At 71.6% G+C, this 25,395-nt stretch carries 24 protein-coding genes; 10 read left to right on the top strand and 14 right to left on the bottom strand.

Annotated features, from left to right (window positions below; all coding sequences use genetic code 11):
* Nucleotide 1 precedes the first annotated feature (1 nt).
* From FL583_RS24975 to FL583_RS25000, 6 genes are all read right to left on the bottom strand, one after another.
* A complete protein-coding gene (locus FL583_RS24975) occupies nucleotides 2-349 on the bottom strand; it encodes a hypothetical protein (protein WP_142707254.1) in 348 nt (115 codons plus the stop codon).
* Nucleotides 350-392: 43 nt separating this feature from the next.
* Nucleotides 393-605 carry a hypothetical protein gene (locus FL583_RS24980; protein WP_142707255.1) on the bottom strand — a complete coding sequence of 71 codons (213 nt, stop codon included), beginning with the start codon at nucleotides 603-605 and terminating at the stop codon, nucleotides 393-395.
* A 137-nt stretch (nucleotides 606-742) separates the two neighbouring features.
* On the bottom strand, nucleotides 743-1,012 hold the full coding sequence (locus FL583_RS24985) for a DUF4235 domain-containing protein (protein WP_142707256.1): 270 nt from the start codon (nucleotides 1,010-1,012) through the stop codon (nucleotides 743-745).
* Nucleotides 1,009-1,416, bottom strand: a complete 408-nt coding sequence (locus FL583_RS24990) for a DUF3618 domain-containing protein (RefSeq protein WP_142707257.1) — start codon at nucleotides 1,414-1,416, stop codon at nucleotides 1,009-1,011. The genes FL583_RS24985 and FL583_RS24990 overlap by 4 nt, the downstream gene beginning before the upstream one ends.
* Nucleotides 1,413-1,850: a phage holin family protein gene (locus FL583_RS24995; protein ID WP_142707258.1), complete on the bottom strand. Its 438-nt coding sequence runs from the start codon at nucleotides 1,848-1,850 to the stop codon at nucleotides 1,413-1,415. Before FL583_RS24995 ends, FL583_RS24990 begins: the two co-directional genes overlap by 4 nt.
* A 28-nt stretch (nucleotides 1,851-1,878) precedes the next feature.
* Nucleotides 1,879-2,859, bottom strand: coding sequence for a YihY/virulence factor BrkB family protein (locus FL583_RS25000; RefSeq protein WP_142707259.1), 981 nt, complete (start codon nucleotides 2,857-2,859; stop codon nucleotides 1,879-1,881).
* A 239-nt stretch (nucleotides 2,860-3,098) separates the two neighbouring features.
* On the opposite strand from FL583_RS25000, the gene FL583_RS25005 reads away from it, so the two are divergent.
* Nucleotides 3,099-3,524, top strand: a complete 426-nt coding sequence (locus FL583_RS25005; RefSeq protein WP_170323855.1) for an STAS domain-containing protein — start codon at nucleotides 3,099-3,101, stop codon at nucleotides 3,522-3,524.
* A 4-nt stretch (nucleotides 3,525-3,528) separates the two neighbouring features.
* Here the strand turns inward: FL583_RS25005 and FL583_RS25010 are convergent, their stop codons facing one another.
* A complete protein-coding gene (locus FL583_RS25010) occupies nucleotides 3,529-4,779 on the bottom strand; it encodes a glycosyltransferase (protein WP_170323856.1) in 1,251 nt (416 codons plus the stop codon).
* A gap of 499 nt (nucleotides 4,780-5,278) precedes the next feature.
* On the opposite strand from FL583_RS25010, the gene FL583_RS25015 reads away from it, so the two are divergent.
* The 3 genes from FL583_RS25015 (at nucleotide 5,279) to FL583_RS25025 (ending at nucleotide 7,471) form a co-directional block, all read left to right on the top strand.
* Complete coding sequence (locus FL583_RS25015) at nucleotides 5,279-5,893, top strand: SRPBCC family protein (RefSeq protein WP_142707262.1); 615 nt, start codon at nucleotides 5,279-5,281, stop codon at nucleotides 5,891-5,893.
* A 100-nt stretch (nucleotides 5,894-5,993) separates the two neighbouring features.
* Nucleotides 5,994-6,476 (top strand): ATP-binding protein, encoded by a 483-nt coding sequence (locus tag FL583_RS25020; protein ID WP_142707263.1) that lies wholly within the window; start codon nucleotides 5,994-5,996, stop codon nucleotides 6,474-6,476.
* Nucleotides 6,473-7,471: an RNA polymerase sigma factor SigF gene (locus FL583_RS25025; RefSeq protein WP_240746794.1), complete on the top strand. Its 999-nt coding sequence runs from the start codon at nucleotides 6,473-6,475 to the stop codon at nucleotides 7,469-7,471. Before FL583_RS25020 ends, FL583_RS25025 begins: the two co-directional genes overlap by 4 nt.
* 3 nt (nucleotides 7,472-7,474) lie before the next feature.
* Here FL583_RS25025 and FL583_RS25030 read toward each other — a convergent pair whose 3' ends face one another.
* Entirely contained in the window at nucleotides 7,475-8,071 is a 597-nt protein-coding gene (locus tag FL583_RS25030) for a TetR/AcrR family transcriptional regulator (RefSeq protein WP_142707264.1), read from the bottom strand.
* Nucleotides 8,072-8,117: 46 nt separating this feature from the next.
* Between FL583_RS25030 and FL583_RS25035 the strand changes: the two genes are divergently transcribed.
* Nucleotides 8,118-9,344, top strand: coding sequence for an alpha-amylase family glycosyl hydrolase (locus FL583_RS25035; RefSeq protein WP_142707265.1), 1,227 nt, complete (start codon nucleotides 8,118-8,120; stop codon nucleotides 9,342-9,344).
* Between the two features lie 9 nt (nucleotides 9,345-9,353).
* Nucleotides 9,354-9,818, top strand: coding sequence for an SRPBCC family protein (locus FL583_RS25040; protein WP_142707266.1), 465 nt, complete (start codon nucleotides 9,354-9,356; stop codon nucleotides 9,816-9,818).
* Here the strand turns inward: FL583_RS25040 and FL583_RS25045 are convergent.
* From FL583_RS25045 to FL583_RS25060, 4 genes are all read right to left on the bottom strand, one after another.
* The gene (locus FL583_RS25045) at nucleotides 9,815-11,410 is read right to left on the bottom strand and encodes a phytoene desaturase family protein (protein WP_142707267.1); all 1,596 of its coding nucleotides are present in this window, start codon (nucleotides 11,408-11,410) and stop codon (nucleotides 9,815-9,817) included. The two genes, FL583_RS25040 and FL583_RS25045, sit on opposite strands and share 4 nt — an antisense overlap.
* Nucleotides 11,407-12,405, bottom strand: coding sequence for an SDR family oxidoreductase (locus FL583_RS25050; RefSeq protein ID WP_205752434.1), 999 nt, complete (start codon nucleotides 12,403-12,405; stop codon nucleotides 11,407-11,409). Before FL583_RS25050 ends, FL583_RS25045 begins: the two co-directional genes overlap by 4 nt.
* Before the next feature lie 95 nt (nucleotides 12,406-12,500).
* On the bottom strand, nucleotides 12,501-12,833 hold the full coding sequence (locus FL583_RS25055) for a hypothetical protein (protein ID WP_142707269.1): 333 nt from the start codon (nucleotides 12,831-12,833) through the stop codon (nucleotides 12,501-12,503).
* An 83-nt stretch (nucleotides 12,834-12,916) separates the two neighbouring features.
* Entirely contained in the window at nucleotides 12,917-14,464 is a 1,548-nt protein-coding gene (locus tag FL583_RS25060; RefSeq protein ID WP_170323857.1) for a Na+/H+ antiporter, read from the bottom strand.
* Nucleotides 14,465-14,608: 144 nt separating this feature from the next.
* Here FL583_RS25060 and glgX point away from each other — a divergent pair, with 144 nt between their 5' ends.
* From glgX to treZ, 3 genes are read left to right on the top strand one after another with little or no spacing between them, the layout of a single operon-like run.
* Nucleotides 14,609-16,720 (top strand): glycogen debranching protein GlgX, encoded by a 2,112-nt coding sequence (glgX, locus tag FL583_RS25065; RefSeq protein WP_142707271.1) that lies wholly within the window; start codon nucleotides 14,609-14,611, stop codon nucleotides 16,718-16,720.
* The gene (gene treY, locus FL583_RS25070) at nucleotides 16,717-18,993 is read left to right on the top strand and encodes a malto-oligosyltrehalose synthase (protein ID WP_170323853.1); all 2,277 of its coding nucleotides are present in this window, start codon (nucleotides 16,717-16,719) and stop codon (nucleotides 18,991-18,993) included. The genes glgX and treY overlap by 4 nt, the downstream gene beginning before the upstream one ends.
* On the top strand, nucleotides 18,990-20,705 hold the full coding sequence (treZ, locus tag FL583_RS25075) for a malto-oligosyltrehalose trehalohydrolase (RefSeq protein WP_142707273.1): 1,716 nt from the start codon (nucleotides 18,990-18,992) through the stop codon (nucleotides 20,703-20,705). The genes treY and treZ overlap by 4 nt, the downstream gene beginning before the upstream one ends.
* Here treZ and FL583_RS25080 read toward each other — a convergent pair.
* Together FL583_RS25080 and FL583_RS25085 are read right to left on the bottom strand one after the other, a co-directional pair.
* Nucleotides 20,695-21,459, bottom strand: a complete 765-nt coding sequence (locus FL583_RS25080; protein ID WP_142707274.1) for an ANTAR domain-containing protein — start codon at nucleotides 21,457-21,459, stop codon at nucleotides 20,695-20,697. The two genes, treZ and FL583_RS25080, sit on opposite strands and share 11 nt — an antisense overlap.
* A 29-nt stretch (nucleotides 21,460-21,488) precedes the next feature.
* Complete coding sequence (locus tag FL583_RS25085) at nucleotides 21,489-22,997, bottom strand: potassium/proton antiporter (protein ID WP_142707275.1); 1,509 nt, start codon at nucleotides 22,995-22,997, stop codon at nucleotides 21,489-21,491.
* Nucleotides 22,998-23,101: 104 nt separating this feature from the next.
* Between FL583_RS25085 and FL583_RS25090 the strand changes: the two genes are divergently transcribed.
* Nucleotides 23,102-25,390 carry a transglycosylase domain-containing protein gene (locus tag FL583_RS25090; protein ID WP_142707276.1) on the top strand — a complete coding sequence of 763 codons (2,289 nt, stop codon included), beginning with the start codon at nucleotides 23,102-23,104 and terminating at the stop codon, nucleotides 25,388-25,390.
* Nucleotides 25,391-25,395 lie beyond the last annotated feature (5 nt).

Genomic DNA, 25,395 nt, shown 5'->3' on the forward strand with positions numbered 1-25,395 from the left:
GTCATTCCGTGTCGGCGGTGGTGAGCCCGGTACCGCCCGGGTTCGTGAGGTCCGGTTCGCCGGGCTGCCGGCCGGACACACCCGAGCCGCCGGTCGGAACGCTGGAGTCGGCCGGGGGCAAACCGGTCGGCCCGCTCGGCAGCCCGGTGTCCCCGGATCCGCTACCCGGCGCTTCCCTGGCCGGCCCGGCTTCGACGTCCTGATCGCCGTGCTCGCGCTCGTCGGCCGCCGACGACAGCGTGCCGCTCTCGGCCGGAGCCTGCTCGGCGATCCCGGCGCCCGCACCGGGATCGTTCGGGTTCTCGACGTCGGCGTACGCCGGAGGCGGCTGGGTCTCGTCACTCGTCATTCTGGGGACATGTCCACCGAGCAGACGGGGAAACACTGACGAACTAGGGCCGGCCCCAGGTCGAGCGGATCGCGGTGAGGTAGCCGTCTTCTCGGCGAGGTTCGCCGTGGAACGCGCCGGCCGTCGGCGGGGCGAAGAACGCGTGCCGCTCGGCCCGCGCCCAGGCCGCCGAAGCCGACACCCACCGCGACGCCCGCCGCCGCCACCCGGCCAGCCGCAGCGCGAAGCCGACCCGCGCAATCGAAACCTCGGTCATGACGTTCTCCCCTGTCGACGACGACCAGCTACCCGGGTCACGGGACCTCAATCCCCGGCTCGGAGCTGTATCGAGGGAGACCGAAAAAGAATGGAGCCCTGCGCCGATCGGGCGCAGGGCTCCATTATGGAACACGATCAGTCACCAGGCCAAGTCCCGGTGGAACGAGCCCAGGCCTGCGCGCCGGCCCGGTCGATCGCAGCCTTGACCACGCCGTAGATCGCACCCTGGATTGCGGACGCCAGTAGCACCTCGCGCCACGAGTATTCACTCTGGGTAGCGCCCGGCGCATCGTCCTCTCCGGCCACCCTCTTCCACACCTGCTTGAAGATGGCTCCGGCGACGAGCCCGCCGACCATACCGCTGGCCAGCCCGACCGGCCGGTAGGCGAGGGCGGAAGCCTTCATCGGCGGGCCGCCTTGCGCAGGATCCGCTCGGTCCTGGTCGTCGCCCGGCGGGACCGGATCGCGCGTCCACCCACGACCGCGGCCACCACCGCGACGACCGCACCGGCGACGGCGAGCAGCTTCGGCCGCGACTCCGGTGCCTTCAGCGTGTCGGCGGTCTGGCCTACCTGGACCTTGGCCTGGGCGGTCTTCTCGCCGGCCTTCTCGCGCAGCTGCGCGACCTTGACCTGGGCCTGCTCCTTGGTCTGGGCGACCTTGGCCTGGGCCTGGGCCTTCACGTCGGCCTTGGCGGCCAGCGCCTCGACCGTGTCACCGAGCTCGGCCCGGATCTCGGCGATCTCCGCGCGGAGCTGCGCCGGGTCCTTGGCGGGCTCGGTCGTGGCCGAACCCTTGTCGGCACTCATCGGTGGACACTCTCCTTCACGGTGTTGATGTCCTTCTTCACGCCGCTGACGGCTTCGGCGGGAACCGGCGGCGTCGCCTGCTGGATCTCCTTCTTGCCGGTCAGCGCGAGCACGCCGGCGACGGCGAACAGCACGACGGCGATGATCAGCGCGGACGCCCACACCGGGAGGACGACGGCCAGCCCGGCGATCGCGGCGGTCACCAGCGCGCCGACGCCGTACAGCGCGACGACACCCGCTCCGCCGAACATGCCGGCGCCGAGGCCCGCCTTCTTGCCCTTCTCGGTCAGCTCGAGCTGCGCGAGTCTCAGCTCGTCCTTGACGAGCGTGGAGACCTGATCGGACAGACGGGTGACGAGTTCGGCCGTCGACGCGTGCGCCGGGTCCAGACGCCCGGGAGAAGGGGTGGGCGCCGGCTCGGTCTGCGTTGCCATGGGACTCCTTCCATCAAAACTCGGAAATTCAGGTGAGCGAGCCTTCGGTGCTCGGACCCACTTCGTCGGCCTTGGTAGCGCCCCGGCTGCCGAGGGGCTGTTCCGGCCCGGTGGTGCTGTCGACCGTGGTCTGGGCCTCCAGCTCGGCGTTCAGTTCGGCGCCGAACAGAATCGCCATGCAGGAGATGTAGAGCCAGAGGTTGAGGACGATTACCCCGGCGAGCGCCCCGTAAGTCTTGTTGTAGCTACCGAAGTTGTTGACGTAGAACGAGAAGCCGGCCGACGCGATCAGCCAGAGGGCGGTGGCGACCACCGCACCCCAGGAGAGCCAGCGGAACTTCGCGTGCTGACGGTCGGGGGCGAACCGGTAGAGCAGGCTCAACCCGAACATCATGAGCACCGCGAGCAGCAACCACCGGCCGATGTTCACGGTCGCGCTGGCGAACGAGCCCAGGTGGACCGCATCCATCACCGGCGGCACCACCGCGACGAGCAGAATCGCCACGACGAAGGCGACGATCGCGCCGAGCGTCATGAGGATGGCCAGTCCGCGCTTCTTCAGGAAGTTGCGCTCGTCGACCTCGTCGTACGCGGTGTTGACGGCCTGGATCATGCCGTTCATGCCACCGGACGCGCTCCACAGCACCGCGGCCAGCGAGATGATCAGGCCGATCGACAGCCCCTTGCCACTCGCGCCGGTCGCCGCCGTGATCGGGTCGGTGATCACCGATTTCACGTCGTTGGACAGGCTCGCGGTGAGGTCGTCGATCTGGTCGGCGATCACGTCCGGGCTGGCTACCAGCCCGTACACGGTGATCGCGCCGATCGCTGCCGGGATCAGCGCCAGCCAGGCGTAGAACGCGGCCGCGGCGGCGGCGGTCGAGATCTGGTCGTCCTTGAACTCCCGGACCGTGCGGACCAGCACGTCTTTCCAGCCCCGGGCCGGAATCTGAGTGGGCTTCGTCGCTTGGCGTCCGCGCGTGTTCCCGCCCGCGGAGACAGCGGTCATCCGGCTGCACCCCCTCCTGTACCGATCAGGCGTTCGTATGCCTCCCCATACCCCGGGTGACGAATGTCAATGCCCGCTGAGTCGAATCGGTGCAGAGCAATGTCGGCGGATTGTCCGGTCCACCCTGTTATCTCGGCGTCAAAGTCCGTAGTCTGGTCGGGATGGAGTGGTTCAGCAGCCAGCCGCTTCCCCCCGTGCGCCTCGGCGTGCGCCCAGGTCGCGTCAGCGAGGGAGCCGCCATGACCGCACCGGAAGCCGAATGGACGTTGGCCGAACACGAGCACGGCGTCGAGGTCCGCACCGTGGCCGAGAGCACCGGCTCGCCGGTCCGCGAGACCCTCACCGTGGCCACCGCCCGGGGAGAGAGCGGGCTCACGACCGTGACCGTCGAGGGCGAGGTCGACATGCTCACCGCGCCGATGCTCAGCTCGGTGGTCGACGAAGAGCTCGACCGCGGGTGCGACCGCATGCTGATCGACCTACGCCCGGTGACGTTCCTCGGGTCGAGCGGGCTCACCGCGTTGATCGCGATGGCCCGCCGCTGCGCGGCCGATCAGATCCAGCTGCGACTCGTCGCCGACGGCCCCAGCGTGCTGCGCCCGCTGGAGATCACCGGCCTGGCCACCGCGTTCACCACCGTCACCGACCCTCGGGACGCCTGGTAGAACGTCAGTCGGTCGTGACGTCGACCTCGTCCGGAACCTCTTCGTCGACGAGTACCGGAACCGGCAGCAGCCCCGCGTAGACGCGCTCGGTGTCGGCGGCCACCCGGGTCCACTCGTACCGCGAGCGCACCCGGTCCGCCCCGGCCACGCCGAACCCGAGATGACGCACCGGGTCGCCGAGCAGCGAGCGCACCGCGTCCGCCAGTTGATCCGGACGCCGGGGCGCCACGTGCAGACCGGTGACCCCGTCGACCACGACGTCGGTCGCGGGACCGACCGCGGTGACGACGACCGGCACCCCGCAGGCCATCGCCTCGAGGACGGCCGCCGCGCTACCGGGGCCGCGCCACGGGACGCAGACCGCCGCGTCGGCGGAGCGCAGCAGACGGGGGCGCGCCTCCGGGACCGCGTCGTCGTACTCGGTGGCGTCCCGGAAGTCGGTCCGGTCGACCACGCCGAGGTGGGCCGCACCCTTGCGCAGCCGCTCCACTTCGTCGATGTCACCGGGCCCGGCCAGTACCACCAGCTCGACCTCCGGCAGCCCGCGCAGGGCGGCGATCATGGTCTCGATGCCGCTCAGCGGCGAGATCTCGCCCACCACCAGCACCCGGGCGACGCTCGGGCGCGGGTCGACCGGGCCGCTGGGCTCGAAGCGGGCGGTGTCGACGCCGGCCGGAATCATCCGGACGCGGTCGCGCGGCGCGCCCATCCGGGTCAGTTCTTCGATCTCGTCGTCGCTGCGGGCGACGATCGCGTCGCTCGATCGGGCCAGCGCGACCTCGAGCTGGATCCGGTTCGCGAGCCCCGGGCTCACCGGACCGGCACCCCGGCGCTGCTCGGCACCGAACGCGCCGAACGTCTGGACCAGCGGAACCGGCGCCTCGGACGGCCCGCCGCCGATCAGTGCGGTCTCACGCAGTTGCCGTCGCGCGGCCGCCGCGGCCAGCCCGCCGCCCCACGAGTACGCGTGGATGACGTCCGGGAGGTCCTCGCGCCAGGCCGCGGCCAGCGCCTGCCCGAACGACCCGAGCAGCGGCGACACCTGGCTCTCGGGAACCGGACCGACCGGGCCGGCGTCGATCTGCCGGATCACCACGCCCGATGACAGCCGCTCCCGTTCCGGCCGGGCCGAGTCCTCGCGCCTGGTGTAGATGACGACCTCGTGCTCCCGGCCGGCCAGCCCGGCCGCCAGCGAACGCAGATCACCGGCGAAGCCACGCTCACGGGCGGTGAGCAACTCTGCCGGCGGTGACACCAACGCGATTCTCATGAACAACTGCCCTCCTGGAGCCGGTTCGGTAGGGACGAGTACCGCTCCGTACCCCACGCTAAGCCCGGCTGCCGTTCTGGTGCCTCCATTTCCGGCCCAAGTTCTGCCTACTCCTCTATTCGAGGACCGACAGCACAACCGGTGGATCTTCTATGTCACACGGTTGTTGCCGAGCCCGCCAGTCGGGGGCGCATGAGGACCGACCTACAAATCGTGCCGAAACACGTGTGTGACCCCGGGAGGCCCGGGTATGGGTGCTGTGGCCCTCACAGCACCTGGTTGCGGCATTACCGCAGGCCACCTGCTGTAGGGCGGAGACGAGTCCGTCGCGTGCGGGTGCAGACCAGGCGCCCCGCGACGAGGAAATCGACGAGGAAATCAACGCCGGGAAACAGCATCCCAGGCGCTGGGCGATTGGCGAATCCCCTAACACCGATCGGCATAGGCGGCTCGCCCGCAGCGGCCGCCAGCGGAAGGAGCAAGCGTGAGCACCATCGAGCGCTCCATCGACGTCCGAGTCCCGGTGTCCACGGCTTACAACCAGTGGACCCAGTTCGAGACGTTTCCCCAGTTCATGGAGGGCGTCGAGGAAATCACCCAGGTGACCGACCTCCGCACCCACTGGCGCACGAACATCGCCGGGGTCAAGCGCGAGTTCGACGCCGAGATCACCGAGCAGCGCCCCGACGAGCGGGTGGCCTGGAAGTCCGTCGACGGCGAGGAGCAGGCGGGCGTCGTCACGTTCCACCGCCTCGACGACGAGAACACCCGGATCATGCTGCAGCTCGACTTCCACCCCGAGGGCGTCGTCGAGAAGGCCGGTGACGCGCTCGGGATCGTGTCGCACCGGGTCAAGGGCGACCTCGAGCGGTTCAAGACGTTCATCGAGGACCACGGCGCGGCCACCGGCGCCTGGCGCGGCGACAAGGACGCGCCTCCGCAGCGGAACGCGCCCCGGACCGAGGAGGACCCGAACGCGATCGCCCACGGCGCACCGCCCGTGACGACGGCCGGCGGGATCGACCCGGTCACCGGACGCTCCACGGTCTCGCACGACGAAGCCCAGCGCGCCCACGACGAGGGACGTCCGCTGACTTGATCCGACCATCGGCCGGCCCGGGCGCAGACCGCAGTGGTCGTGCGCCGGGCCGGCCGAGCCGGGCCTTGCCTACCCGGCCAACCGTGAAAGAGGGGATCCGGTGCCCGCGACTCTTCGCTCCGCACAACCCGCGTTTTCGTCGTCTCCCGCCGCTGACCCCCGGTCGTCGACCGGGTCCGCTACCGCTCGGACCGCCGTCGATGACGCGGTCGAGGTGATCTGCCCGGCCACCGCCGAGCAACTTCCGGTCCTGCGCGCGATCGCCACGTCGATCGCGCTGCGCGCCGACGCCGACCTGGATCGGGTGGCCGACCTGCGGCTGGCCGTCGACGAGGCCTGCACGGCCCTGGTCCGCGCGGCCGGTCCGGGTGAGCCGCTGCACTGCCGCTTCACCTCCCACCCGGACGCCGTGGAGCTGGAGGTCGCGGTCTGGTCGGAGTACCCGGCGACGCCCGAGGACGAGATCGGGGCGCTGCTGCTGGCCAGCCTGACCGACCGGCTGGCCACCGAGATCCAATCCCTCGACGACGGCTACGAGCTGCGCAGCTCGCTGCTGGTCAGCGTGCGGAGGGAACGCTCGTGACCGATAGCGGCACCGGCACCGACCTCCGGGACCCCGAGCTCCGCACGGGCGACCCGGACGCCGAGCCGGAGCTGAGCCCCGAGGCCGACCTGGGCCTCCGCGGCCAGCGCGACCTCTGGGGCGAGTCCGACACCGCGTCCGAGGCCGAACCGCGCAAACGCCGCCGCGAACCGGCGGACGGCTACGCCTCGACCGCGCTCACCGCCCACCTCACCGAACGGGCCGGCAAGCGGCTCGACTACGACGACTACTCGACCGTCGCTCCGCTGTTCGAGGAGTACGCCGGGTTGGCGTCCGACGACCCCCGGCGGGCCGAGCTGCGCGAGCAGCTCGTCACCGTGCACCTGCCGCTGGCCCGGCACATCGCCCGGCGGTTCGCCAACCGCGGCGAGCGGCTGGAAGACCTCGCCCAGGTGGCGATGGTCGGGCTGATCCAGGCGATCGACCGGTTCGATCCGTTCCGTGGCGTCGAGTTCCTGTCGTTCGGTATCCCGACGATCATGGGCGAGGTCCGGCGGCACTTCCGTGACCAGGGCTGGTCGGTGCGGGTTCCGCGTCGGCTCAAGGAGCTGCACCTGTCGATCAACGCGGCGGTCAGCGAGCTGTCCCAGCACAACGGGCGCGCGCCGACCGCGAGCGAGCTGGCGGCGCACCTCGGGCTCTCCCGCGAGGAGGTCCTCGAGGGCCTGGAGGCCGCGAACGCCTACCAGTCGACGTCGCTGGACACCCCGGTCGGCGCCGAACCGGACGCGCCCTCGCTGGTCGACACGCTCGGCGGCGAGGACTCGGCGATCGACGCGGTCGAGTACCGGCAGGCGCTGGCCCCGCTGCTGGCGAAGATCCCGCCGCGGGAGCGCCGGGTGCTCGCGCTGCGCTTCTTCGGCAACCAGACCCAGACGCAGATCGCGGCCGAGATCGGCGTGTCCCAGATGCACGTCTCCCGCCTGCTGGCGGCGACCCTGGCCAAGCTCCGCTCCGGCCTGCTGGAGGAGTAGGCCCTACGCTCTGAGCGCGGCGAGCAGGGCCGCGTGCGCCGCCCGGACGACGAGCTCGGGCGGCGTGCCGTCGGGCTGCTCGGTCCAGGCCACGCACGCCTCGTCGACGAACCCCAGGTACCCGCGCAGCGCGATCTCGAGCGCCGGGCCCGGTGCGCACCCGCCGGCCACCGCGTCCGCCCGCAGGACGTCCAGCACCTCGGCCCGGACGTCGGCGAACAGGGCCCGGACCGCCGGGTCGGCCGCGTGCCGTCCCCGGTAGAGGGCGATCCAACCCACCCGCCGTTCTCCCACGAACCCGACGAACGCGCCGATGCCCGCGCGGAGCCGCTCCGACGGCTCGGCCACGTCGGCGACGGCCCGCAGGCGTCTCCGCAGGTCGTCCGCGGCCTCGGTCAGCACGGCGACGTACAGCCCGTGCTTGCTCCCGAAGTGGTGGTGGACGAGCGCCGGCGACGCCCCGACCTCCGCGGCCACGTCGGCGACCGAGACGTCGGCGTACGACGCGGCCGCGAACGCCCGGCCGCCGGCCGCCAGCAACTCGGCCCGTCGCTCGGCCGGGCTGAGCCGCCGACGGGGGCGTCGATCCGCGGTACGCATGGCGCTATCCTATTGACTCGCAACTCAATAGCGACGGGAGCGTCTCGTGAGCGGCTGGACCGAGCACGTGATCTGGTGGCACGTGTATCCCCTGGGCTTCCTCGGCGCCGAGAAGGAGGCCACCCCGGCGGTGCGGCACCGGCTCCCCCGCCTCGAGGGCTGGCTCGACTACCTGGTCGAGCTGGGGTGCAACGGTCTGCTGCTCGGCCCGGTCTTCCGGTCGTCGACACACGGCTACGACACCGTCGACCACTTCACGATCGACCCGCGCCTGGGCACGTCCGACGACCTGCGGTCGCTGATCGAGGCCGCGTCCGCCCGCGGGGTGCGGGTGCTGCTCGACGGCGTCTTCAACCACGTCGGACGGGACCACCCGCTGGTGCGCGAGCACCCGGGCTGGTTCACCGGCGGCACGTTCGAGGGCCACGACATCCTGCGTGAGCTGAACCACGACAACCCGGCGGTCGCGGCCTACGTCGCCGACGTGATGCGCCACTGGCTGCGGGCGGGCGTCGCCGGGTGGCGGCTCGACGCGGCCTACGCGGTGGCCCCGGAGTTCTGGCGGAAGACCGTCGGGCCGGTGCGGGAGGAGTTCCCCGACGCCTGGTTCCTGGGCGAGATGATCCACGGCGACTACGCCGGTTACGTGGCCGCCAGCGGCATCGACTCGGTCACCCAGTACGAGCTCTGGAAGGCGATCTGGAGCTCGCTGGCCGACCGCAACCTGTTCGAGCTGTCGTGGGCGCTCAAGCGGCACGCCGAGTTCGCGGCCGCGTTCGTCCCCCAGACGTTCCTCGGCAACCACGACGTGACCCGGCTGGCCGACCAGGTCGGTGACGACCGGCACCTCGGGCACGCGATCGCGGTGCTGGCGACCGTGCCCGGCGTGCCCAGCGTCTACGCGGGCGACGAGCAGGCGTTCCGCGGGCGGAAGGAAGACCGGCCGGGCGGCGACGACGCGGTCCGGCCGGCGTTCCCCGACTCGCCCGACGACCTGGCCCCGTACGGGTGGCCGGTCTACCGGCTGCACCAGGAGCTGTTCGGCCTCCGCCGACGCCACCCCTGGCTGACGCATGGGGGCCTCTCCGCCGAGCACGTCGCCAACGAGTCGCTCGTCTACCGCGTCACCGGGCCGGACGGGCAGCACCTGCTGGTCGCGCTGAACGTCGGCGACGACCCGCTGCCGGTGCCGGGTGGGTACTCGGCCGGCGCCGGAACCCTGGAGAACGGTTCGGTGCCCGGACACGCGTTCGCGGTTCTGCTTCCTGGGTAACGCAGGGCCATGCAGACCGTTCGCCTGTCGATCCCAGCGCCCCCGGACCGCGTGTTCGCCGTCCTCACCGACGGCTGGGCCTACGCCAGCTGGGTGGTCGGCGCCAGCCACATCCGGAACGTCGACGACGGCTTCCCGGCGGTGGGGACCCGGATCCACCACAGCGTCGGCGGGTGGCCGGCGATGGTCGAGGACACCTCCGAGGTGCTGGAGGTCGAGCCGGACCGGCTGCTGGTGCTGAAGGTGAAGGTCTGGCCGCTGTTCGGCGGCATCGTCCGGGTCGAGCTGGAGCCGGACGGCGAGGGGACGATGGCCGTCATGTCCGAGGAGTTCGTCGACGGGCCGGGCAAGTTCGTGCCCGAGCCGCTGATCGCCCCGCTGCTCAACGCGCGCAACCGGGAGTCGCTCCGGCGGCTGGCCGACCGGGCCGTGAACGACGACCGCTACGCCGCCGGCGGCGCCGAGCACCGCTAGCGGTACACCTGCTCGTTCAGCGCGCGGATCAGAGCGGCGTAGGTGGAGCCGCCGAGCGCGTTGCGCTTGAGCGCCGAGTGGGCCGCGTTGCTGCCCGGCCCGCCGTGCACGCCCCCGCCCGGGTGCGCGGACGCGCTGGCCAGGTACAGCCGGTCGATCGGGGTGTCGGCCCGGCCGAGCCCCGGCACCGGCCGGAAGAACAGCTGCTGGTGGATGGCCGCGGTGCCGAGGTTGGCCACCCCCTCGGGCAGCGACGGGTTCCCGTGGGTGACCGCGTGCGTGCTCAGCACCCGGCGGGCGACGATCCGGTCGGCGAAGCCCGGGGCGTGCTTCTCGAACAGCGCCTGGACCTTGTCGGCGTGCCGCTCGGTCTCGCCGGGCTTCCAGTCGTGCCCGTGCGGGACGTGCGTGTAGGCCCAGAGCGACTCGCCGTTCCCCGGTGCCCGGGACGGATCCGCTACCGCCATCTGGCCGGCCAGCACGAACGGGTGCTCGGGGATGCGGCGACGGGCCAGGTCGGCGCCGTACTGGGTGAGCCCGTCGAGGTCGACGCCGAGGTGCACGGTGCCGGCCCGCCGGGCTTCCTCGGCCGTCCACGGCACCCGGTCGGACAGCGCCCAGTCGATCTTGATGATCGCGTTGTCCCAGGCGAACCGGTTCAGGTCGTCGACCATCCGCGGGGGTAGGTGCTTCTCCCCCACCAGCTCCCGGTAGAGGTAGGGCGCGGCGACGTCGGCGATCACGGCCTTGCGGGCCTGGATCAGCGCGCCGGACGCCGTCCGGACCCCACCGGCGTGGCCGCGCGCGACCAGCACCCGCTCGACCGGCTCGGAACAGCGCAGCATCCCGCCCGCCGCCTCCAGCCGGGAGACCAGCGCGCCGGTCAGCGCGCCGGCGCCGCCCTCGGGCACCGGGAAGCCGTGGAACTGGCCCAGCATCGCCAGCAGCCAGCCGAACACCGACGACGCGGCGCTCTCCGGCTGCAGGTCGGTGTGGAGCGCGTTCCCGGCCAGCAGGATCTTCGCGCCCTCCCCGGAGAACGTCTCGCTGACGTACTGCTTGACCGGCTGCACGGCGAACCGCGCGAACCGCAGCGCGTCCGCGACCCCGAGCGAGCCGAGCAGCCCGGCCGCCGCCCGGACCGGCGGGAACGGCTGGAACAGCGCGTTGATCAGCTGGTCGGAGACACCGCGGAACCGCTCGGCCTCGGCCCGCCAGGCGTCGCCGTCGCCGGGGGCGAACTGCTCGACCGAGGCCGCGGTCTCGTCCAGGTCGCGGGAGAGCACCGCGGCCCGGTCGTCCGGGAGGACGTGGGCCAGCACCCGCGGCGCGTTCAGCCAGCGCAGCCCGTGCCGCTCGAGCTCGAGCCCGGCCAGCACCGGCGACGCCCCGCCCAGCGGGTAGAACGCGCTGCACAGGTCGGCCGTGTAGCCGGGGCTGATCTCGTCGCTGCGGACCGCTCCGCCCGGCTGGTCGGCCGCCTCCAGTACGAGCACGTGCCAGCCCCGGTCGGCGAGCAGGTTCGCCGCGACGAGCCCGTTGTGCCCGGCGCCGACGACGACCGCGTCGACCGTCTCGGTCGGTGCGCTCATCGGCGCGCCCGGCCGAAGACGGTGGAGGCGGTGGCCAGCGCGAGCACCGCGCCGCCGACGGCCAGCACGGCCGGCTTCCGCGAGGCCGCCCAGGCCTGCCAGCTGTGCGACTTGGCCTGGTCGTCGAAGATGCCGTGGGCCCCCCGGTCCTGGGTGTCGTCGAGCGGCTTGGCCAGGTTGTCCTTCCAGGCCCCGGCGTCGATCCGCTCCGACGTCTGCTGGCTGTCGACGCCCTTACGGGCGAGGTAGTGGTCGAGCAGCCGCGGGATGAACTTGTCGCCCCACCGGGTGGCGACCGTGATCAGGCCGACGTCCAGCATCCGCTGGCCGGTCTCGGACGCCCGGACGATCGCCTCGGCGCCCACCTCGGGCTGGTAGATCGGCGGCACCGGCTGGGGGTGCCGGGGCAGCCGGGTCCGGACCCAGCCGAACTGCGGCGTGTTCATCGCGGGCAGGTTCACCTGGCTGATCCGCACGTTGCTGCCGGTCGCGCGGAGCTCCACCCGGAGGGAGTCGGTGAAGCCCGCGACCGCGTGCTTGGACGCGCAGTACGGCGCCTGCAGCGGGATCGACCGGTAGGCCAGCGACGACCCGACCTGCACGATCGTGCCGGAGTCGCGCGTGCGCATCCGCTTGAGCGCGGCCAGCGTGCCGTTCACGAAGCCCAGGTACGTGACCTCGGTGACCCGCTTGAACTCGGCCGCGGTGACGTCCCAGGTGTAGGCGAACACGCTGGCCATCGCGTTGTTCACCCAGACGTCGATCGGCCCGAGCTCGGCTTCGACCCGGGCGGCGGCCGCCTCCACGGCGTCCGCGTCGGAGACGTCGGTGGGGATGACGAGCGCGTCGGCCGCGCCGTTCTCCAGGGCCTGGGCACGGGCGGCGGTGAGGCCGGCGTGACCGCGGGCGATCAGCCCGAGCGCGGCCCCGCGCTTCGCGAACGCGAGGGCGGCAGCGCGGCCCACGCCTGCGCTGGCGCCGGTCACAACCACCACTGGGGCACCGGACGCTGTCGGCATGGTCGTTCGTCTCCTCGGTTCGGCTCGGGTGCACCGACGAGGTGCCCGAGCGATCCGGGGGGCAAACGGCCTCAGCCGGCGATTGTGAGCGCGTGCACCTCGCCGGAGAGGAGCAGGGTGCCGTCGAGCAGGCCGGCCACGAGGAGCTTCTGGCCGATCGGCAGCGCGGACAGGACCCGGCGACGACCGTCGACCGTGATCGTGGCGCCGTCGGTGAGCTGCACGACCAGCTCGGCGTGGACCCGGCGGCCGTCCTGGACGTCGACGATCGTCGCCGTGCCCTCGTTGACGTCGACCGCGCTGATCGTGCCGATCAGCTCGACGTGCTGCCCCCGGCGACGACGGTCGCGGACGACCTGCGCGTCGGAGACGGCGGCGGTGGCGAAGAGCTGGTCGGACGTCATCTGATCTCCCTCGGCTGCGAACCTGCTGACAACCGGGAGATCGGGCCCGAACGGTCGCGCCCGAAGTGCGCTTCAGTCGCAGGTCAGGAGTGGCGGTAGGAGTCGCGGAGGGATCGGGCGGCGATGTCTCGGAGGACCCGGTCGGCGGCCTCGGCGCTCACCTCTCCCTCGCTGCGCAGGTTGAGCACCGCCGCCTGCTCGGCCTCGCGCAGGTGCTTCGACACCTTCGTGACGTCGAAGATCCGCTGCTGGACCTCGTCGGGCAGGTCCTCGCGGAGATCCGGCACCGAGCGCGCGTACCGCTTCCGGACGGCGCCGGCCACCTCGTCGTCCACCCGGCCGTCGGCGTGGAGCTCGTCGAGACGGGCCAGGGCCGCACCGGCGGCCAGCGCGCGGGCGCGGCCGATGTCGTCCTGTTCCTCGTCCGACGACCGGACGCCGAGCGCCCGCACCAGCCAGGGCAGCGACAGACCCTGGCCGACCAGCGTCACGACGACGACCGCGATCGCTGCGAACAGCACCACCGGACGCCCGGGGAAGTCGTCCGGGAGGGCCAGCGCAGTGGCGAGCGTCACCACCCCGCGCATCCCGGCCCAGGACACCACCACCGACTCGCGCCACCCGTGCCCCTGGTCGACGGATTTCCGCATCCGGCGGCCGGCCACCCACCCGAGCGGCAGCACGAACAGCGCCCGGGTGGCGACCGCGGCCAGGCACACGGCCAGCGCCACCCCGGCGCCGTAGGTCGGCACGCCCGGGTCGGCCACGACCTTGACCAGCTCGAACCCGACCAGACCGAACGCGAACCCGCCGATCAGCCAGTCGAGGACCCGCCAGACCGTGTTGCCGGCCAGGAACCCGGCGCCGGTGTACGCGTCGCTGCCCCGCTCGCCCAGCATCAGCCCGGCGACGACCACCGCGAGCACCCCTGAACCGCCCAGCTCCTCCATCGCCAGGTAGGCGCCGTAGGGCAGCAGCAGCGACAGCCCGACCTCGGCCCGAGGATCGGACAGGTGGCTGATCATCGTCCGCCCCAGCCATCCGACGAGCAGCCCGACCAAGGGCGCGACCAGCACCGATACCGCCAGCGTGCCGGCGCCGTCAGGTACCGAGAGCGAGCCGGTCAGTGCGGCCGACACGGCCATCGTGTAGACGACCAACGCGACCGCGTCGTTGATCAGACCCTCGCCCTCCAGCACCGAGACCAGCCGCTTCGGCAGCCCGAGCCGCCCGGCCAGCGACGTGGCCGCGACCGGGTCGGGCGGCGAGACGATCGCCCCCAGCGCGATCGCCGCCCACAGCGGCAGGCTCGGGTCGACCCAGCGGGCGACCACCGCGACCACCGCGGTCGTCACCAGGACCAGGCCGACCGCCAGCGCGAGCAGCGCCTTCCAATTCCGGGTGAAGTCCCGGCGAGAGCTGCGCTGAGCGGCCGCGAACAACAGCGGCGGAAGGAACAGTGGAAGGACCAGATCGGGGTCGATCAGCTCCCGCGGGGCATGCGGCAACAGGGCCAGCACCGCGCCGACGAGGGTCAGCGCCACCGGGGCCGGAACGCCGAACCGGTCGGCGAGCGGACTGACGAGGACGACCCCGAGGAGCAGGACCAGGACGATGACCAGAGAACTCACGGCCGGAGAGCTACCCCGTAACGAAAGCGAGAACCTACTCACTCACGGCCCCCGGTCTGCGCGCCGACCCCCGGAGGGCGGAGGATTGCACCGGGCCTCGATGGGGCAGATCTCGATCCAGACACTTGTTCACGAGGAGGCACGATGCAGGTGTGGGCCGGCACCAGTTACCCACTGGGTGCGACCTACGACGGCGTCGGCACGAACTTCGCGCTGTTCTCCGAAGCCGCGTCGAAAGTCGAAGTCTGCCTGTTCGACGACAGCGGCGCGGAGGAGAGATACGCCCTCCCCGAGGTGGACGGATTCGTCTGGCACGGGTACCTGGCCGGTATCCAGCCCGGCCAGCGGTACGGGTTCCGGGTCCACGGGCCGCACGACCCGCAGTCCGGCGTCCGCTGCAACCCGAACAAGCTGCTGCTCGACCCGTACGCGAAGGCGATCGACGGCGACGTCGACTGGGACAACTCGCTGTTCGGCTACAACTTCGACTCGCCGAACGAGCGCTCGGACTCCGACTCCGCCCGCCACCTGCCCAAATGCGTCGTCGCGAACCCGTACTTCGACTGGGCCGACGACCGCTCGCCGCGCCACCAGTACCACGACACGGTCATCTACGAGACCCACGTCCGCGGACTGACCATGCAGCACCCGGGCGTGCCGAAGGCGCTGCGGGGCACCTATGCGGGCATCGGGCACCCGTCGGTCATCGAGCACCTGAAGAAGCTCGGGGTCACCGCGCTCGAGCTCATGCCCGTGCACCACTTCGTCCACGACCACTACCTGGTGGAGAAGGGGCTGCGTAACTACTGGGGCTACAACACGATCGGTTTCCTCGCCCCGTACTCCGGTTACAGCGGCACCGGCACCCGCGGCCAGCAGGTCCAGGAGTTCCGGGCCATGGTCAAGGCGCTGCACAACGCCGACATCGAGGTCATCCTCGACGTCGTCTACAACCACACCGCCGAGGGCAACCACCTCGGGCCGACGCTGAGCTTCCGCGGTATCGACAACCGCACGTACTACCGGCTGGTCGACGACCAGCCCGAGTACTACATGGACTACACCGGCACCGGCAACAGCCTGAACGTCCGCCAGCCGCACTCGCTGCAGCTGATCATGGACTCGCTGCGGTACTGGGTCACCGAGATGCACGTCGACGGGTTCCGGTTCGACCTCGCGGCGACGCTGGCCCGCGAGTTCTACGACGTCGACCGGCTCTCGACCTTCTTCGAGGTCATCCAGCAGGACCCGATCGTCAGCCAGGTGAAGCTGATCGCCGAGCCGTGGGACGTCGGGCCCGGTGGCTACCAGGTCGGCAACTTCCCGCCGCTGTGGACCGAGTGGAACGGCCGGTACCGGGACACGGTCCGGGACTTCTGGCGTGGCGAGCCGGGCACGCTGGGCGAGTTCGCGTCCCGCATCTCCGGGTCGGCCGACCTGTACCAGCACGACGGGCGCCGCCCGGTGGCCAGCATCAACTTCGTGACCTGCCACGACGGGTTCACGCTGAACGACCTGGTCTCGTACAACGAGAAGCACAACACGGCCAACGGCGAGGACAACAAGGACGGCGAGAGCCACAACCGGTCCTGGAACTGCGGCGCCGAGGGCCCGACCGACGACAAGGCGATCCTCGAGCTGCGGGCCCGCCAGAGGCGGAACTTCCTGGCGACGATGCTGCTCTCCCAGGGCGTCCCGATGATCGGGCACGGCGACGAGCTGGGCCGCAGCCAGCAGGGCAACAACAACGCCTACTGCCAGGACAGCGAGATCTCCTGGGTCGACTGGAAGGACGCCGACGAGGGGCTGACGCACTTCGTCCGGCAGCTGGCGGCCTTCCGGGCCGAGCACCCGGTGTTCCGGCGGCGCCGCTTCTTCGACGGACGCCCGGTCCGCCGCGGAGCCGGGACGCCGCTCAACGACATCGAGTGGTTCACGCCGGACAGCCAGGAGATGACCGAGGACGACTGGGAGAGCGACTTCGGCCGCGCGATCATGCTGTTCCTCAACGGCGACGGGATCCGCGAGCTGGGCCCCCAGGGCGACCAGATCACCGACGACTCGTTCGTGCTGTGCTTCAACGCGCACTGGGAGCCGATCGACTTCACGATGCCGCCCAGTGAGTACGCGACGAAATGGCGGGTGGCGATCGACACCTCCGCCCCGGACGACGGAGACGATCGAGTGGCCGAGGCCGGTGGAACGATCGCGGTCGAGTCGCGGTCGCTGCTCGTGCTGCAGCGGGTGATCTCGTGAACGCGGTTCGCGGCACCTACCGGGTGCAGGTGCAGCCGGCGTTCGACCTGCACGCGGCGGCCGGGCTGGCCGAGTACCTGCGCGACCTGGGCGCGACCCAGCTCTACTCGGCGCCGCTGCTGCAGTCCTCGCCGGGCTCGCAGCACGGGTACGACGTGGTGGACCCCTCGCACGTGAACACCGAGCTCGGCGGCCCATCCGCGTTCGCCGAGCTGACGACGACGCTGCGGAAGCACGGTCTCGGCCTGGTCGTCGACATCGTGCCCAACCACGTCGGGGTCGCGGTGCCGCACGCGAACCCGGCCTGGTGGGACGTGCTGAAGCTGGGGGCTTCCTCGGAGTACGCCCGGTGGTTCGACGTCGACTGGGGCCGGGGCCGCATCCTCATCCCGGTACTCGGGTCCGACGACGACGTCTCGGCGCTGACCGTCGAGGACGGCGAGCTGCGCTACTACGACCACCGGTACCCGATCGCGCCCGGAACCGGTGAGGGCACCCCGCAGGAGGTGCACGACCGGCAGCACTACCAGCTGGTCGACTGGCGCCGGGGCGACTCCGAGATCACCTACCGGCGGTTCTTCGCGATCGCCGACCTGGCCGGGCTGCGCGTCGAGGACCCGACGGTCTTCAACGCGACCCACGGCGAGATCCTCCGCTGGTACGCCGAGGGCGGCCTGGACGGGCTGCGCGTCGACCACCCGGACGGCCTGCGCGACCCGGGCGAGTACCTCCAGCGCCTGCACATGGGCGCGCCCGACGCCTGGCTGGTCGTCGAGAAGATCGCCGAGCCCGGCGAGGAGCTCCCGGACTGGCCGATCGACGGGCTGACCGGCTACGACGCGCTCGGCGAGGTCGGCGCGCTGTTCGTCGACCCGGCCGCCGAGGACGCGTTCACCGCGCTCGACACCGAGCTGACCGGCGTCGCCACCGACTATCCGGGGCTGCTGTACGCGTCCAAGAAGGACGTCGCCACCGGAATGCTGCGGGCCGAGCTGCGCCGGCTGGCCCGGCTGGTGACCGGGGAGAACGCTCCCGAAGTGGAGGCGGCGCTGGCCGAGGTGCTGGCCGCGTTCCCGGTCTACCGGTCGTACCTGCCGTTCGGGGTGCACCACCTCGAGGAGGCGCTGGCGACCGCCCGCGAGAGGCGGCCCGACCTGGGCCCGGCGCTCGATGCGCTGGCCCCGCGGCTCGCCGACCCCGACGACCAGCTCGCGATCCGGTTCCAGCAGACCTCCGGCGCGGTGATGGCCAAGGGCGCCGAAGACACCGCGTTCTACCGGTGGACCCGGTTCGTCGCGCTCAACGAGGTGGGTGGTGACCCGCAGCGGTTCGGTGCACCGGTGTCGGACTTCCACGACGCCGCCGCCGTCCGGCACGCGTCCTGGCCCCGGGGCATGACGACGCTCTCGACGCACGACACGAAGCGGTCGGAAGACGTGCGGGCCCGAATGGCGGTCCTGGCCGAGATCCCCGACGAGTGGGCCGACGTCGTCCGGCGCTGGCGGGAGCTGGCCCCGGTACCGGACGGATCGATCGCTCACCTGCTCTACCAGACGATCGCCGGCACCTACCCGATCAGCGTCGAGCGCCTGAAGGCGGCGATCGAGAAGTCGGCTCGGGAGGCCCGGACGATCACCTCGTGGAACCACCCGAACGAGGAGTTCGAGTCGGCCCTGAACGCGGCCATCGACACGTTGCTGGCCTCGTCCGAGGTGGCCGCGTTCGCCGAGCGGATCACCCCGTACGGCTGGAGCAACGCGCTCGGCCAGAAGCTGGTCCAGCTGACGATGCCCGGCATCCCGGACACGTACCAGGGCACCGAGCTGTGGGACAACTCGCTGGTCGACCCGGACAACCGCCGTCCGGTCGACTTCGACGCCCGGCGCAAGCTGCTGGCCCGCCTGGACGACGGCTGGCTGCCCCCGGTGGACGCCGAGGGCGCGGCCAAGCTGCTCGTCACGTCGCGGGCGCTGCGGCTGCGCCGGGACTCGCCGGAGCTGTTCGAGTCCTACGCGCCGGTCGCCGTGACCGGACCGGCCGCCGCCCACGCGATCGCGTTCGACCGCGGTGGAGCGATCACGGTCGCGACCCGGCTGCCGGTCGGGCTGGAGCGCCGGGGCGGCTGGGGCGACACCGTGCTGGCGCTGCCCGACGGGGAGTGGCAGGACGAGCTGACCGGCTCCGTGTACTCGACCGGCGCCGACGGCCCGGCCGGTTTGGTCGACGTCCTTTCGCGGTATCCGGTGGCTCTCCTGAGGAGGGCGACGTCGTGACGAGCTTCTCGCTGTGGGCCCCCACGCCGTCCCGCGTCCGGCTGCGGGCCGGGGGCCGGGACACCGACATGCAGGGCTCCCCGGACGGGTGGTGGCGGGCCGAGCTCCCGGACGCCGGCCCCGGCACCGACTACGGCTTCGTGCTCGACGACGACGCCCAGCCGCTGCCCGATCCGCGGGCGGCCTGGCTGCCGGACGGCGTCCACTCGCTGTCGCGGGTGTACGACCAGTCGGCGTACGAGTGGGGCGACCAGGCCTGGACCGGGCGCCGGCTCGCGGGCAGCGTCGTCTACGAGCTGCACGTCGGCACGTTCACGCCGGACGGGACGTTCGACGCGGCGATCGAGCGGCTCGACCACCTGGTCGAGCTGGGCGTCGACCTGGTCGAGCTGCTGCCGGTGAACGGCTTCAACGGCGAGTACAACTGGGGCTACGACGGCGTCGCCTGGTACGCCGTGCACGAGCCGTACGGCGGCCCCGACGGCCTCAAGCGGTTCGTCGACGCGTGCCACGGCCGGGGGCTGGGCGTCGTCCTGGACGTCGTCTACAACCACCTCGGGCCGTCGGGCAACTACCTGCCCCGGTTCGGTCCGTACCTCAAGGCGGGCAGCAACACCTGGGGCGACCTGGTCAACCTCGACGGGCCGCAGTCCAACGAGGTCCGCCGGTACATCCTCGACAACATGCTCGGCTGGCTCCGCGACTTCCACGTCGACGCCCTGCGCCTGGACGCCGTGCACGCGCTGGCCGACACCCGGGCCGCGCACCTGCTCGAGGAGGCCGCCCGCGAGGTCGACGTCCTCTCGACGCACCTGAACCGGCCGCTCTCGCTGATCGCCGAGTCCGACCTGAACGACCCGCGGCTGATGGCCCCGTTCGAGGCCGGCGGCTACGGCCTCACCGCGGCCTGGGACGACGACGTCCACCACGCCCTGCACGCGCTGATCACCGGCGAGCGCACCGGCTACTACGGCGACTTCGGCGCGTTCTCGACGCTGGCCACGGTACTCACCGGGGCGTACTTCCACGCCGGCACGTACTCGACGTTCCGGCGTCGGGTGCACGGCCGCACGGTCGACCGGCACAACACGCCGGGCCACCGGTTCGTCGTGAGCCTGCAGAACCACGACCAGATCGGCAACCGGGCCACCGGCGACCGGCTCTCGGCCACGCTCTCCCCCGGCCTGCTGACGATCGGCGCCGCGCTGATGCTGACGTCGCCGTTCACGCCGATGCTGTTCATGGGCGAAGAGTGGGGCGCGAGCACCCCCTGGCAGTTCTTCACCAGCCACCCGGAGCCGGAGCTGGCGCAGGCCGTCGAAAAGGGTCGCAAGGCCGAGTTCGCCGAACACGGCTGGGGCGACGACGTCCCGAACCCCCAGGATCCGGAGACGTTCCAGCGGTCGAAGCTGTCCTGGGCGGAGCTGTCCGAGCCACCCCACAAGGGCCTGCTCGACACGTACCGGGAGCTGATCCGCCTGCGCCGGGAGGTCTCCGACCTGACCGACCCGCGCCTCGACAAGGTCTCGGTCGAGTACGACGAGGAGGCCCGCTGGGTCGTCGTCTACCGGGGCGACCACCACGCGGTGGCGGCCAACCTCTCCTCCGAGCCCCGGTCCGTGCCGATCCACCGGGACGTGACCGCCACCCTCTTCGGCCCGGAGTGGACCGGCACCCTGCCCCCCGAGTCCGTCGCGATCCTCAAGCTCTAGCGCGCTTGATTCCGGCCCAGAGGTCGCGGGCGGCTTTCCGGCTCGTCTCGGTCGGCTTCAGCACGTGACCGATGTCGTCCGGGTGCTCGGCCGGGGCGTTGCCGACGTGTTCGGCCAGCGCCACGGCCAGCTCCCGGAGCCGGACGTTGTACCGCTGGCTGGCCTTGTCGAGCACCTGGAAGGCCTGCGGCGCGGACAGCCCGGCGGTGGCCATCACCGCCCCCTTGCACTGCTCGATCACCCGCCGGTACTGCACCATCTTCGCCATCTGGTCGGCGCGCATCGACTCGCGCTGGCAGAACACCACGGTGGCCAGCGAGTGCGACACCATCGGCTCGATCCGGTCGAGCACCGCGACGGTCTTCTCGGTCGGCTCCCGGTCGAGGTAGAGCGAGAACTGCGACGGGCCGCCCTCGTCCCACGAGCCGGGCATCGCGACCGCACCGACCGGCGCGACGACGCCGGGCAGGAACGTGTCGCCCAGCGCCCGGCGCAGCGCCGGGAACTCCTCGTCCGAGCCCAGATCCTTGCTCAGCACGCTCTGCTCGGTCTGGTGCGCCCGGACCACCGGGCCCTCCCCGAGCTCCCACTGCAGCCGGTCCAGTTGCTCGGCGATACCCGTGCTCGCGAACACCGTGATCGTGCCGTCCCGGACGAACGAGACACCGGCTCCGGTCGCCCCGGCCACCTCGTCCATGGCGTAGGCCAGCAAGCGTTCGACGAGCGCTTTACCTGAGGTGTTGTCGTCATCCACGTTCGTTACGTTTCCCCTCGGCGTCCGGGTCAATCACGGGGGGTTGGCACGTCACCGCCGTGCTCGCCCCACCAGCGGGCGAGCGCGCCCGACCGGCTCACCGCCCGCAGGCGTCGCTCGGTGGCCCGGCGGTCGGCGGTGGTCGTCACCACCAGGAACTGGTCGCCGGTCCGGAACCGGGTGTGCTCGTCCGGCACCGAACTCCGGCCGTCGCGGACCAGCAGCGTCACCACCGCGCCGTCCGGCAGGCGCAGGTCGGTCACCCAGACGCCGGCCAGCCGCGACCGCGGCGGGATCGCCACCGCCAGCAGGTCGGCCCGGAGCTCGTCCAGCGGCGCGGCCTCCACGACGACGTCCCGGGCCTCGTCCGGGGCGGCGACGCCCAGCCGGCGGGCCAGGAACGGCAGCGTCGGCGCCTGCACCAGCGTGAAGATCAGCACGAGCAGGAAGACGACGTCGAACAACCGGGCGCGCCCGGCCAGGGGCGCCACCGCCGGGATCGTCGCGAGCACGATCGGCACCGCCCCGCGCAGCCCGGCCCAGCTCAGGAACGCCTGTTCCCGCCACGGCAGCCGGAACGGCGACGCCGAGAGCAGCACCGAGAGCGGACGCCCGATCAGCAGCAGCGCGAGCCCGACGACCAGCGCCGGCACCAGCGCGTCGTCCAGCCGTCCGGGGCTGGCCAGCAGGCCGAGCAGCACGAACAGCCCGATCTGGGCCACCCAGGCGACGCCCTCGGCGAACCCGAGCGTCGCGTTCCGGTGCGGCAGCGACGCGTTCCCCAGCACCAGCCCGCCGACGTAGACGGCCAGGAAACCGCTGGCGTGCAGGAACCCGGCCGTCCCGAACGCCAGCAGCGGGATCGCGATCGCGCTCACCGGATAGAGCCCGGACGCCGGCAGCGCGACCCGGTTGAGCAGCCACTGCCCGGCGAACCCGATGACCAGCCCGATCAGCGCGCCGGCGATGAGCTCGTAGACGACGAGCCCGCCGACCTCCCAGACCGACGCCGACTCCCAGGCGTCCGACGCGACGACCGTCACCAGGATGACCGTCGGCGGGTCGTTGAAGCCGGACTCGGCCTCCAGCGTGGCGCTCAGCCGACGCCGGAGCGGCAGCCGGCGGAGCACGGAGAACACCGCGGCGGCGTCGGTGGAGGACACCACCGCACCGATCAGCACCGCCATCCGCCAGTCCAGACCGAGCGCGAAGTGCGCGCAGACCGCCACCACCGCGACACTGACCAGCACGCCGACGGTCGAGAGCACGACCGAGAGCCAGGCCACCGGACGGATGTCGTGCCAGCGGGTGGTCAGACCACCCTCGGCCAGGATGATCGCGAGCGCGGCGAAGCCGACGAGCTGGGTCAGCTCGGCGTCGTCGAACCGGATGCCGAGGCCGGCCTCGCCCAGCGCCAGACCCACCAGGAGGAACGCCAGCAGACCGGGGATGCCCGCCCGGGACGCGACTCGGACCGCGATGACGGCGGCGAGCAGCACCGCCGACCCGCCGAGCAGGTAGACATTGAGCAGATCCATTGACCGTAGGCTCTACCATTCGCTGGGTCCGTCGGCACAACGCGGATCGTGCTGTTACGGAGTTTTGTCTTCCTTGTTCCCATTGCTGAAACTAGCCTTGAGGCATGGGGAAGCGGGGCAAAGACCGGCGAGTCAAACTTTTCGCGATTGCCCTATGTGGACTCCTGACCGGGATCGTGGTCGCGGCCGCCGCCTTCCCGGTCGTCGCGGTCACCGGGCTCACCGCGAAGTCGGCCTCGGACGAGTTCGAGAACCTGCCCAGCGACCTGGCCACCCCGCCGCTACCGCAGACGTCGTACCTGGTGGCCTCGGACGGCTCGCCGATCACGTCGTTCTACGCCGAGAACCGCACGCCGGTGTCGATCTCCGAGATCCCGCAGAAGATGCAGGACGCGATCGTCGCGGCCGAGGACGCCCGGTTCTACAAGCACAACGGCATCGACGCGCCCGGCATCATCCGGGCGTTCGTCCGCAACCAGCAGGCCGGTGACATCCAGCAGGGTGCCTCGACGCTGACCCAGCAGTACGTCCGGAACGTGCTGTCGTACGCGGCGAACACCGCCACCGAACGGAAGATCGCCACCGAGGACACGGTCGGCCGGAAGGTCCGCGAGGCCCGGTACGCGATCGCGCTGGAGAAGCAGCTCACCAAGCAGCAGATCATCGAGCGGTACCTGAACATCGCGTTCTACGGCAACGGCGGCTACGGCATCGGCTCGGCCGCCCAGCGGTACTTCTCCAAGACGCCCGAGCAGCTGACGCTCCCCGAGGCCGCGATGCTGGCCGGCATGGTCCGCAGCCCCACGTCGTACGACCCGATCAGCGGCGACGCGGAGGCGGCGAAGACGCGCCGGAACTACGTGCTGACCCGGATGGCCGACCTCGGCTACATCACCCGCACCGAGGCCAACGAGGCCATCGCGACCGACCTCGTGCTGCACCCGAAGAAGCCCCAGGGCTCGTGCGTCAACGGGAACCCGCTCTACGGTTTCTACTGCGACTGGTTCCTGGACTGGTGGAAGTCGAACCCCGCGTTCGGGCGCAACCGCACCGAGCGCGAGCAGAACCTGAAGACCGGCGGGTACAAGATCGTCACCTCGCTCGACCCGGCCACCCAGCGGGCCGCCCAGAAGGCGGTCGACGAGCAGGTCAGCCGGTCGAGCAACTTCGCCACCGGCGTCGTCGTCGAGCAGCCCGGCACCGGGCGGGTCACCGCGATGGCGATCAACCGCACGTACAGCCTGAAGAAGAACCCGGGCGGCAAGTCGGCCCCGAACACCGTCAACCCGCTGCTCACCGGCACCAACGTCTCCCCCGGCTACCAGGCCGGTTCGACGTTCAAGCTGTTCACGCTGGCCGCGGCGCTGGAGAAGGGCTATCCGCTCGGCACGAAGATCTACTCGCCGTCGCGGATCAAGACCCAGTTCCGGAACGCCACCGGCCCGGTGGCCTGCGACGGCGACTACTGGTGCCCGAAGAACGCGGCCGCCCGGATGGCCGGCACCCACACGATGTGGTCCGGCTTCGGCGAGTCCGTGAACACGTACTTCGTCCAGCTGGAGGAACGCGTCGGGGTGAAGAACGCGGTCAACATGGCCGAGCGGCTCGGCGTGACGTTCCGCTCCAGCGCCGACTACGACCAGCGCACCGCGGTGCAGTCCAACCCGAACGCCTGGGGCTCGTTCACGCTGGGAACGGCGCTGGTCACCCCGCTCGACATGGCGACCGCCTACGCGACGATCGCGGCCCGGGGCAAGCGCTGCGACCCGACCCCGCTGCTCTCGCTGGCCGACCGCAACGGACGTCAGATCGCGTTCGGCAACCCGACCTGCAAGCAGGTGCTCGCGCCCGACATCGCCGACGCGGTGGCCGACGCCGCCCGCTGCCCGGTGGGCGACAGCGCGGCCGGCGGCTGCGCCCGGAACAACGGCGTGACCGCGGCCCGGGTCGGCGGGGCGTTCGTCCGGCCGATCGCCGGGAAGTCCGGCACCACCGACGAGAACAAGGCGGCCTGGTTCGTCGGCTTCACCCCGAACCTCGCCGCCGCGGTGTTCTTCTCCGACCCCGACAACCCGTCCAAACGTCCGGTGCCGAACTACCGGGTGCCGGCGTCGGTGTTCATCAAGACGATGCAGACCGCGCTGAGCACGGTGCCGCCGAAGAACTTCGTCGGCCCCTCCACGCTGCGCAAGTACGGCGCCGACGGGTCCCCGCCGACGCTGAAGAGCGACCCGAGCGTCGGTGGCGGTCCGGTCGATCCCGATCAGCAGCGGCGCGACCGCGACCGCGAGCGGTCCCGAGACCGTGACCGTGAGCGTGATCGCGACCAACAGGGCGGCGACGACGAGGAAGAAGACGACACCCGGACGACGAACACCCCGACTCCACGGTGAATCGG

The sequence above is a fragment of the Cryptosporangium phraense genome (genome assembly GCF_006912135.1).
Lineage (GTDB): Bacteria > Actinomycetota > Actinomycetes > Mycobacteriales > Cryptosporangiaceae > Cryptosporangium > Cryptosporangium phraense.

Bases quoted from the DNA above. Each gene is read 5' to 3' on its own strand.
- FL583_RS24975 (WP_142707254.1), bottom strand. From the start codon at position 349: ATGACGAGTGACGAGACCCAGCCGCCTCCGGCGTACGCCGACGTCGAG.
- FL583_RS24980 (WP_142707255.1), bottom strand. From the start codon at position 605: ATGACCGAGGTTTCGATTGCGCGGGTCGGCTTCGCGCTGCGGCTGGCC.
- FL583_RS24985 (WP_142707256.1), bottom strand. From the start codon at position 1,012: ATGAAGGCTTCCGCCCTCGCCTACCGGCCGGTCGGGCTGGCCAGCGGT.
- FL583_RS24990 (WP_142707257.1), bottom strand. From the start codon at position 1,416: ATGAGTGCCGACAAGGGTTCGGCCACGACCGAGCCCGCCAAGGACCCG.
- FL583_RS24995 (WP_142707258.1), bottom strand. From the start codon at position 1,850: ATGGCAACGCAGACCGAGCCGGCGCCCACCCCTTCTCCCGGGCGTCTG.
- FL583_RS25000 (WP_142707259.1), bottom strand. From the start codon at position 2,859: ATGACCGCTGTCTCCGCGGGCGGGAACACGCGCGGACGCCAAGCGACG.
- FL583_RS25005 (WP_170323855.1), top strand. From the start codon at position 3,099: ATGACCGCACCGGAAGCCGAATGGACGTTGGCCGAACACGAGCACGGC.
- FL583_RS25030 (WP_142707264.1), bottom strand. From the start codon at position 8,071: ATGCGTACCGCGGATCGACGCCCCCGTCGGCGGCTCAGCCCGGCCGAG.
- FL583_RS25040 (WP_142707266.1), top strand. From the start codon at position 9,354: ATGCAGACCGTTCGCCTGTCGATCCCAGCGCCCCCGGACCGCGTGTTC.
- FL583_RS25045 (WP_142707267.1), bottom strand. From the start codon at position 11,410: ATGAGCGCACCGACCGAGACGGTCGACGCGGTCGTCGTCGGCGCCGGG.
- FL583_RS25055 (WP_142707269.1), bottom strand. From the start codon at position 12,833: ATGACGTCCGACCAGCTCTTCGCCACCGCCGCCGTCTCCGACGCGCAG.
- glgX (WP_142707271.1), top strand. From the start codon at position 14,609: ATGCAGGTGTGGGCCGGCACCAGTTACCCACTGGGTGCGACCTACGAC.
- FL583_RS25085 (WP_142707275.1), bottom strand. From the start codon at position 22,997: ATGGATCTGCTCAATGTCTACCTGCTCGGCGGGTCGGCGGTGCTGCTC.
- FL583_RS25090 (WP_142707276.1), top strand. From the start codon at position 23,102: ATGGGGAAGCGGGGCAAAGACCGGCGAGTCAAACTTTTCGCGATTGCC.